This window comes from Glycocaulis sp. (genome assembly GCF_052168375.1).
Classification (GTDB): domain Bacteria; phylum Pseudomonadota; class Alphaproteobacteria; order Caulobacterales; family Maricaulaceae; genus Glycocaulis.
In genome coordinates this window covers 1-7,026 of record NZ_JBQLZR010000112.1, presented here as the reverse complement: position 1 = coordinate 7,026, position 7,026 = coordinate 1, and the positions used below count along the sequence as shown (strand labels likewise).

At 64.9% G+C, this 7,026-nt stretch carries 7 protein-coding genes; 4 read left to right on the top strand and 3 right to left on the bottom strand.

The features are described 5' to 3' along the window. The first annotated feature begins 481 nt into the window (after nt 1-481). Nucleotides 482-715 carry a DUF6356 family protein gene (locus tag ACTS2Z_RS04445; protein ID WP_442572022.1) on the top strand — a complete coding sequence of 78 codons (234 nt, stop codon included), beginning with the start codon at nt 482-484 and terminating at the stop codon, nt 713-715. Here the strand turns inward: ACTS2Z_RS04445 and ACTS2Z_RS04440 are convergent. Continuing rightward, entirely contained in the window at nt 712-2,505 is a 1,794-nt protein-coding gene (locus tag ACTS2Z_RS04440) for an SLC13 family permease (RefSeq protein WP_442572021.1), read from the bottom strand. The genes ACTS2Z_RS04445 and ACTS2Z_RS04440 overlap by 4 nt on opposite strands. A 238-nt stretch (nt 2,506-2,743) precedes the next feature. On the opposite strand from ACTS2Z_RS04440, the gene ACTS2Z_RS04435 reads away from it, so the two are divergent. Continuing rightward, nucleotides 2,744-3,250 carry a hypothetical protein gene (locus ACTS2Z_RS04435; protein ID WP_442572020.1) on the top strand — a complete coding sequence of 169 codons (507 nt, stop codon included), beginning with the start codon at nt 2,744-2,746 and terminating at the stop codon, nt 3,248-3,250. Between the two features lie 3 nt (nt 3,251-3,253). Here the strand turns inward: ACTS2Z_RS04435 and ACTS2Z_RS04430 are convergent, their stop codons facing one another. Beyond that, entirely contained in the window at nt 3,254-4,081 is an 828-nt protein-coding gene (locus ACTS2Z_RS04430) for a tetratricopeptide repeat protein (RefSeq protein WP_442572019.1), read from the bottom strand. Nucleotides 4,082-4,194: 113 nt separating this feature from the next. Here ACTS2Z_RS04430 and ACTS2Z_RS04425 point away from each other — a divergent pair, with 113 nt between their 5' ends. Both ACTS2Z_RS04425 and ACTS2Z_RS04420 read left to right on the top strand, forming a co-directional pair. Next, on the top strand, nt 4,195-5,565 hold the full coding sequence (locus ACTS2Z_RS04425; RefSeq protein ID WP_442572018.1) for a leucyl aminopeptidase family protein: 1,371 nt from the start codon (nt 4,195-4,197) through the stop codon (nt 5,563-5,565). Next, a complete protein-coding gene (locus ACTS2Z_RS04420; protein WP_442572017.1) occupies nt 5,558-6,340 on the top strand; it encodes a C40 family peptidase in 783 nt (260 codons plus the stop codon). Before ACTS2Z_RS04425 ends, ACTS2Z_RS04420 begins: the two co-directional genes overlap by 8 nt. Before the next feature lie 73 nt (nt 6,341-6,413). Here the strand turns inward: ACTS2Z_RS04420 and ACTS2Z_RS04415 are convergent. After that, nucleotides 6,414-7,026, bottom strand: a 613-nt coding sequence (locus ACTS2Z_RS04415; RefSeq protein WP_442572016.1) for a c-type cytochrome, incomplete at its 5' end; no start/stop codon positions are given.

Sequence of the window (7,026 nt, the reverse complement as noted above, 5' to 3'; positions counted from 1 at the left end):
CCGCCTGGCGGCAGGAAAAACTCCTTCACCCGCACATTATCGGGCAGGGCGCCGCGCCGCCGGTCGCGCGCATACTCGAGTTCGGGATAGCCCTCATAAAGCCGTTCGGCGATCGGCTCCAGAAGCCGGTCAGCCAGCGCATTGGGGGCAGACGGCACTTCCAGAGTGAGGGCCGTGAAGAGGGTGAGCTCGATCGCCGGATCGGCCTTCGCGCGCGCATAGAAGGCATTCGCGATATGGTTCGCCTTGCCCAGCCCCAGAGGCAGCGCCAGCAGGATGCGCTTGCCGACGCGCTCCAGCGCAAGATCGACACAAGCCTCGGGCGAGGGCAGGCGGGGTGCGGTCGGGTGCGGGGCGGGCAGGGTGCGGGACTCCCTCTGAAGGGCTGCACCGCAAGGGGCGGCGCTAGGCTGACTTGGCGGACTTGTTCACCGTATCATGCAAGGCAGGCCCGTCCACGCGGCTGCCGCAGGAGTGTGCGATGAAACCCAATGTCTTTACCCGCCACCCGGCCATGACCGGCGAGACCTATGGCGAGCACTTCGTATTTGCCGCCTCTGTTGGCTCGCGCCTTGTGCTTGCCGGGCTGGCAGCGCTGGTGCACGCGGTCTTGCCCTTCCTTTTCAAGACGACTGCCTCACGCCTGCTCCACGCGGTGCACAGCGATGTGGAGCAGCGCCGGGCCGAAGCCGTGAGCCGGATCAATACGCCTTAGCCCGTGGGCTGCAGCGGCCAGATCATCGGCACCAGGGTCACTGTCACCACCATGATGATGACGTTCAGCGGCAGCCCCAGCTTCACATAGTCGGAGAAGCGGTAATGACCCGGGCCATAGACCAGCGTGTTGGTCTGGTAGCCGATGGGCGTCGCGAAGGCCGCGCTCGCCCCGATCATCACCACGATCACAAACGGGCGCGGATCAAGTCCCGCCGCCATGGCAAGCGCGATTGCAACTGGCGTCATGACGATGGCAACGGCGTTGTTGGTTACCGTCTCTGTCAGCGCCGAGGTCGTGATGTAGACCAGCACCAGCAGAACGAGGGGCGATGACATGGCGAGCAGCGGTGAGGCTGCATCCGCTACCAGCTGCACCGCTCCTGTGTTTTGCAGCGATGCGCCAATCGCCAGCATGGCCACGATCAGGGCGAGGATGCGCCAGTCAATGCTGTCAAAGGCTTCCTCCGGATCAAGGCAGCCGGAGAAGAGGACGATGGCGACGCCGATCACGGCAAGTCCCACAATCGGCATGATGTTGAGCGCGGCGAGAGCTACCACCCCAACGAGGGTAGCGATGGCAATCGGCGCCCGTTCGCGGCGGAAGGCCTGGTCCTCGGGCCGGGCCAGATCGACAAGGCCCAGCTCTCGCGACAGCCGCTCAATGTCTTCGGGCGCGCCTTCCAGCAGCACGCTGTCGCCGGGGTTCAGCCGAATGCGGCCGATATGGTCGTTGATCTCGCCGCCATGGCGGTGCACCGCCACCACGTAGACGCCGAACCGGCGCCGCAGGCGGTAGGATTTCAGCGGCGCGCCGGTCAGGCGGCTGCCCGGACCGACCACGGCTTCCACCAGCACCGCCTTGCTCTCGCTGACATCATCGAGATCGTCGGAGCCTACCCGCACCTCGCCGTCGCGGTGCAGGGAGAGCACCTCGCTCATGGGCGATTCCAGCACCAGCCGGTCACCGGCCTGAAGCTCAATGTCTTCCACTTCGTGGCGAAGGGTCTGGGAATTGCGCACCACGTCCAGCAGGCGCAGATCGCGCAGCTTCAGGAAGGGAACATCTTCAGGGCGCCGGCCGATGAGCGAAGAGCCTTCGGGAATGCGCGCATCGGTAATGAAGCGGGACTCGCCTGCCCCGTCGAGCAAGGAGAAATCCTTGCGGTCGGGAAGGATGCGTGGCGCGACCAGCGCCAGATAGACAAGGCCGGCCCCGGCGACGCACACGCCGACAATGCTGATCTCGAAAATGCCGAAGGGTTCCAGGCCCGCCTGACGTGCCGCCCCGTCCACGACCAGATTGGTGGACGTGCCGATAAGCGTGCACGTGCCGCCCATGATCGCGCAGTAGGACAGCGGCAGAAGCAGCTTTGACGGCGCCATGTTGAGGTCGCGCGCGATCCCGGTAATGACCGGGATCAGGATCATCACGACCGGGATATTGTTCATGAAGGCCGATACGGCGACGGTGAACAGGAAGGTCGAGCCGATAACCAGCATCTTGTTTGACCCGGCGCGCCTCTGGATGAAGCGGCTGACCTCCAGGATTGCCCCTGTCCGCACCAGCGCCGCTGATATGACGAACATGCAGGCAATCGTCAGCGGCGCGGCATTGGCCAGCGCGCCGACCATGATGGAGCTTTCCAGAAGCCCGAGGATCAGGAATACCGCCACGGCACCGATGGCCACGACTTCCGGCGGGAAACGCTCTGATGCGAACACGGCCAGCATCACACCCAGAAGGGCGAGCGCCAGCCATCCCGCGTTCGGGCCCAGCCATTCGATCATGCGTGTGCTCCCATGCCTGGGTCCGATTTATTCACTGCCCGGGGGCGGTGTAAATGGTGCGCCGGTGCCGCACCGCCAACGCGGCCAGTGGGTTTCACTGCTGAATTCTCTTTCTGGCAACAGGTGATGCCGTAAACATGCGCGCCGGGGAGCGGGCTGTTTACCGGGGGCAGCACAGGTTCTTAAGTGGTGCAGCATGCTGTAGGCTGGCGAAAGTCGGCCAAAAGGGGCTTGAAACATGTTCGGTGGACGCAAGGCCGAGGAACGACGGCGCGACGAGATACGTCTGGCACAGGCAGCGTGTGACAACGCGCTGGCGGCTCTGCGTGCCGGCAATGTCGCTCAGGCCCGAACCGAGCTGGCCGCTGTGCCGAAACGTATCGATTTCGCCGACATTGGCTGGAAGGTGGAGCTGGCGGCTGCCATGCTCGATCTCGCTGCTGGCCGCCGCAAGCCCGCCATCACGCGCCTGACGGTCATCTGCTCGCGCCTCGACGAGACCGATCTGTCGCGTGACAACAAGGGGTATCTGCGCCTGTTTGCCCTCTACCGCGCGATCGAGGCATCCAAGGATGGCAAGGCGCCGCAGGAATTGCGTGATCTGGTCGATGATTTCCGCTTCGACCACACGCTCGTATCGCCCGAGCTGAAAGCAGGCTTCCCGCTAAAGAAGACCGAGGAAACGGTTCCTGCGCCGCCGCCCATGGCGCGGGCGGCCAGCGGCGATGCCAAGGACCCGTTCTAGCGTCTATTGGGATCCGCGCAGCGCGGCCGCGTTCAGGCTGTCCCAGCGGCGCGGGCTGGTCATCATCTCACGCACATAATCGAGATTGGCCGCCGTCATTTCCGGGCTGCTGTCGAGGACGGCGATCCGTTCCGCCTCATCGAACCGCCCTTGCAGGGCGAGCACCAGAGCGAGGTTCTGGCGCACCTGCGCGGACGCACTGTCGCTCTGCATCGCACGGCGCAGAAGAGGTTCGGCCTGATCCGGCTCTCCCGCCAAGGCGTGGGAGAGTGCCAGATTTGAAAGGACGGAGGCCTCCGCCGGGGCGAGCGCCAACGCCTGCTGGAAGCGCGTCCGCGCCTCTGCCGAGCGCCCGGCCTGCTCCAGAGAGACACCGAGCGCGTTGTGCAGGCGCCAGTTGCCGGGCTCGGCCTGCAGGGCGCGGGTAAGTGGCTCGATGGCCTGCTGGCCATTGCCTTCCGATGCCAGTGCCAGTCCGTAAATGCCCAGAAGGGCGGTATCGTCAGGGTAGAGTGCGAGGGCTTGCCGGGCGACTTCGCCTGCCCGCGCCGTGCTGCCCAGAAGGCGCAGGACGCGTGCCAGCTCGGTCGCCGCTTCGCGGTCAGCAGGGTTCAGCTCATAGGCTTCGGCCCAGAAGGCGGCCTGTGTCAGCAGGTCCTGATTGGCGATGGCCTCACGCTCATCTCGGGTCGCAGGAATGATCGAGCGCGCCTCCATGTCTGCTACCAGCGCTGCTTCCTGCTGAGTTTGCGGCGCGGCGGTTGTCGCGCACGCTGTCAGGGCCAGAGCGCTGGCAGCGGTGAAGGCGGCAGCGGACAAACGCATGGACATGATCTAACCCTGTTACCCTGATCGTGTATCGTCCCTATCTTTCGGCTGGGCCGGTCAAGAAGGCGTTAACGCCTTGCCCGGTTCCCGCCACCGTCCGCCAGCTGGAGAGACTGATGAATTTCGCCTTCGCAGACACCGCCCGTCCTGCCCGCACGGTTCACCTTGCGGCAAAGGCCGACCTTGATTCGGTATTGTCCGGGCTGGGTGAGCCAGCCGCCGGCCATGTCCGCGCGTCGGGCTTCACCGGGCGCGTAGGCGAGATGGTTATTCTGCCGGGCGGCGAGGATGCGATTTTCGGCACCGGCGATGCCCTTTCGCCCTTCGATGCAGGCGGCGCACCCCTTGCCCTGCCGGAAGGCACTTGGCGCATTGGCGGCATGCCGCAAGGCTGGGACCCGACCCTTCTGGCAACGGTGCTGGGCCTTGGCAGCTATCAGTTCACCCGTTACCGCGCCGCTTCGCGCCAGCCCGCAAGCTTCCAGCTTCCCGCCGGCGCAGACGAGGCCGAAGCCCTGCGCATCATTGCCGGCGCATGGTTCAGCCGCGATCTCATCAACACGCCTGCAGGCGACATGCTGCCCAGCCATCTTGAAGCTGCGGTGCGCGAGCTTGCCGAGCCGTTCGGTGCGAAGGTCACCAGCATTACCGGCGATGATCTGCTCAAGCAGAACTATCCGATGATCCACGCGGTTGGCCGGGCCTCCACCGATGCGCCGCGCCTGATCGAGATGGTCTGGGGCGATCCCTCCCATCCGCGCCTTGCTCTGGTGGGCAAGGGAGTCTGCTTTGATTCCGGCGGGCTCAACATCAAGGGCGGTGCCGGCATGCTTTTGATGAAGAAGGACATGGGCGGTGCAGCCAACGTGCTGGGCCTGGCGCGCATCATCATGGACGCGAAGCTGCCGGTACATCTGCAGGTTCTCGTTCCGGCGGTGGAAAACGCGATTTCCGGCAATGCCTTCCGTCCGGGCGACATTCTGTCCTCCCGCAAGGGCCTGACGGTGGAAATCGGCAATACGGATGCCGAAGGCCGTCTCGTCCTTGGCGACGCGCTGGCGCGCGCCTGCGAGGACAAGCCTGACCTCGTCATCGACATGGCAACGCTGACGGGCGCGGCCCGCATTGCGCTCGGGCCGGAGCTTGCGCCGGTCTTCACCGATGATGACGGGCTTGCCGCCGACATCGAAAAGGCGGCGCGCGCGGTCGATGATCCGGTCTGGCGCATGCCGCTCTGGAATGGATATGACAGCCAGATCGATGGCGAGATTTCCGATCTCTCCAATACCGGCGCCGGACCGATGGGAGGCTGCATCATTGCGGCCCTTTTCCTGCGCCGTTTCGTCGATACGGCCGCCTGGATGCATTTCGATATCTATGGCTGGAACCCGAAATCGCGTCCCGGCCGTCCGTCGGGCGGTGAAATGCTGGCCGCCCGCGCCCTCTGGCAGGTTCTGAAAGCCCGGTATGGAGCATCCAATGGCTGAGGACTTTCAGGTAACAGCGGGCGTCACTGCAATCCGGCGCGAGCCGCATGATGCGGCAATGATGGACAGCCAGCTCCTCGGCGGCGAAGTGTTCAGCGTCGAGGAAGAAGCCGATGGCTGGGCCAGGGGCGTCTCCCGCCATGACGGCTATGCGGGTTATGTGGACATGGCAGCCTTGTCGGCTCCGGTCCTTATCCCTACCCACCGTGTCAGCGCGCTGCGCACCTATGTGTTCAGCGAACCGGATCTGAAGTCCGCGCCGCGCTTCCTTCTGTCGCTGAATGCCAAGATTGCGGCTGGCCGGCGCGAAGGCAAGTTCATCGAAAGCCAGCGTCAGGGCTGGATATTCAATGGTCACCTCTCGGCGCTGGATGCGACTGAACCCGACTGGGTCGCGGTTGCAGAACGTTTCGAGCATGCGCCCTATCTCTGGGGTGGCAAGGAAAGCCTGGGGCTCGATTGTTCCGGCCTGATCCAGACCAGCCTCGAGGCGGCAGGTACGCGCATCCCGCGTGATAGCGGCGATCAGGAGGCCTGGGCACGGGCGCGCTGGAACGCGCTTCCCGTGAGTGAAGCGCTGACCGGACTGCATCGCGGCGATCTGGTTTTCTGGCCGGGCCATGTTGGCGTGATGACCGACGGGGTGCATCTGCTGCATGCCAACGCCTTCCACATGGCGACAGCGCGTGAACCGCTGAACCTCGCGGTGCGCCGGATCGCCCAGCATCATGCGCCGCTCAGCGGCATATTCCGGGCGCCGGGCGTTCGCCTCTGAAAGGCTGACTATCAGGCAAAGAAAAAGGGCGCTTCGGGTGAAGCGCCCTTTTCATCATGTCTGGCTGGTAGGACTATTCCTCGTCGCCGGTCATCTCTTCGAGTTCCTCTGCCATTTCCGGCTGGGGCTCAACATCGCCCGGCTCGGCCAGCTCACCCATGTCCTCGCCCGCCTCGGTGGCGGTCTCCGGCGCATCGGGGGTCTCGGTGGCAGCAACCTGCGAGACGTCGCCTTCCGCCTCGATCGCCGGCTCTTCGGGCAGCGGCTCGGGCAAGGGAAGCGGATCGCCAGACATGGAGTTCATGTAGGCAAGCAGGTTGATGCGGTCTTCCTGGCTGCGAAGGCCTGCAAAGGCCATCGACGTGCCTTCGACATAGCGGCGCGGAGCTTCCAGATAGTCGTACATGTTCTGGTAGAGCCACTGGCGGCCATCAGAACCGTATTCGCGCATCGCGCTGGAATAATTGAATCCCGAAACGCTGGCGACGGTGCGGCCAAGCACGCCCCACATGTTCGGGCCGGTGCCGTTGGCGCCGCCCTGTTCGAACGTGTGGCAGGCGGCGCAGCGGCGTGCAACGCGCTCACCGGCTTCAATGCTGGCGGTCGCAAGCAGGGCGCCGAAATCGACCGGGCCGGTGTCTTCCTCTTCGCCGCCGCTGACGGGGCCGGCAAGCAGGGCCGGATCG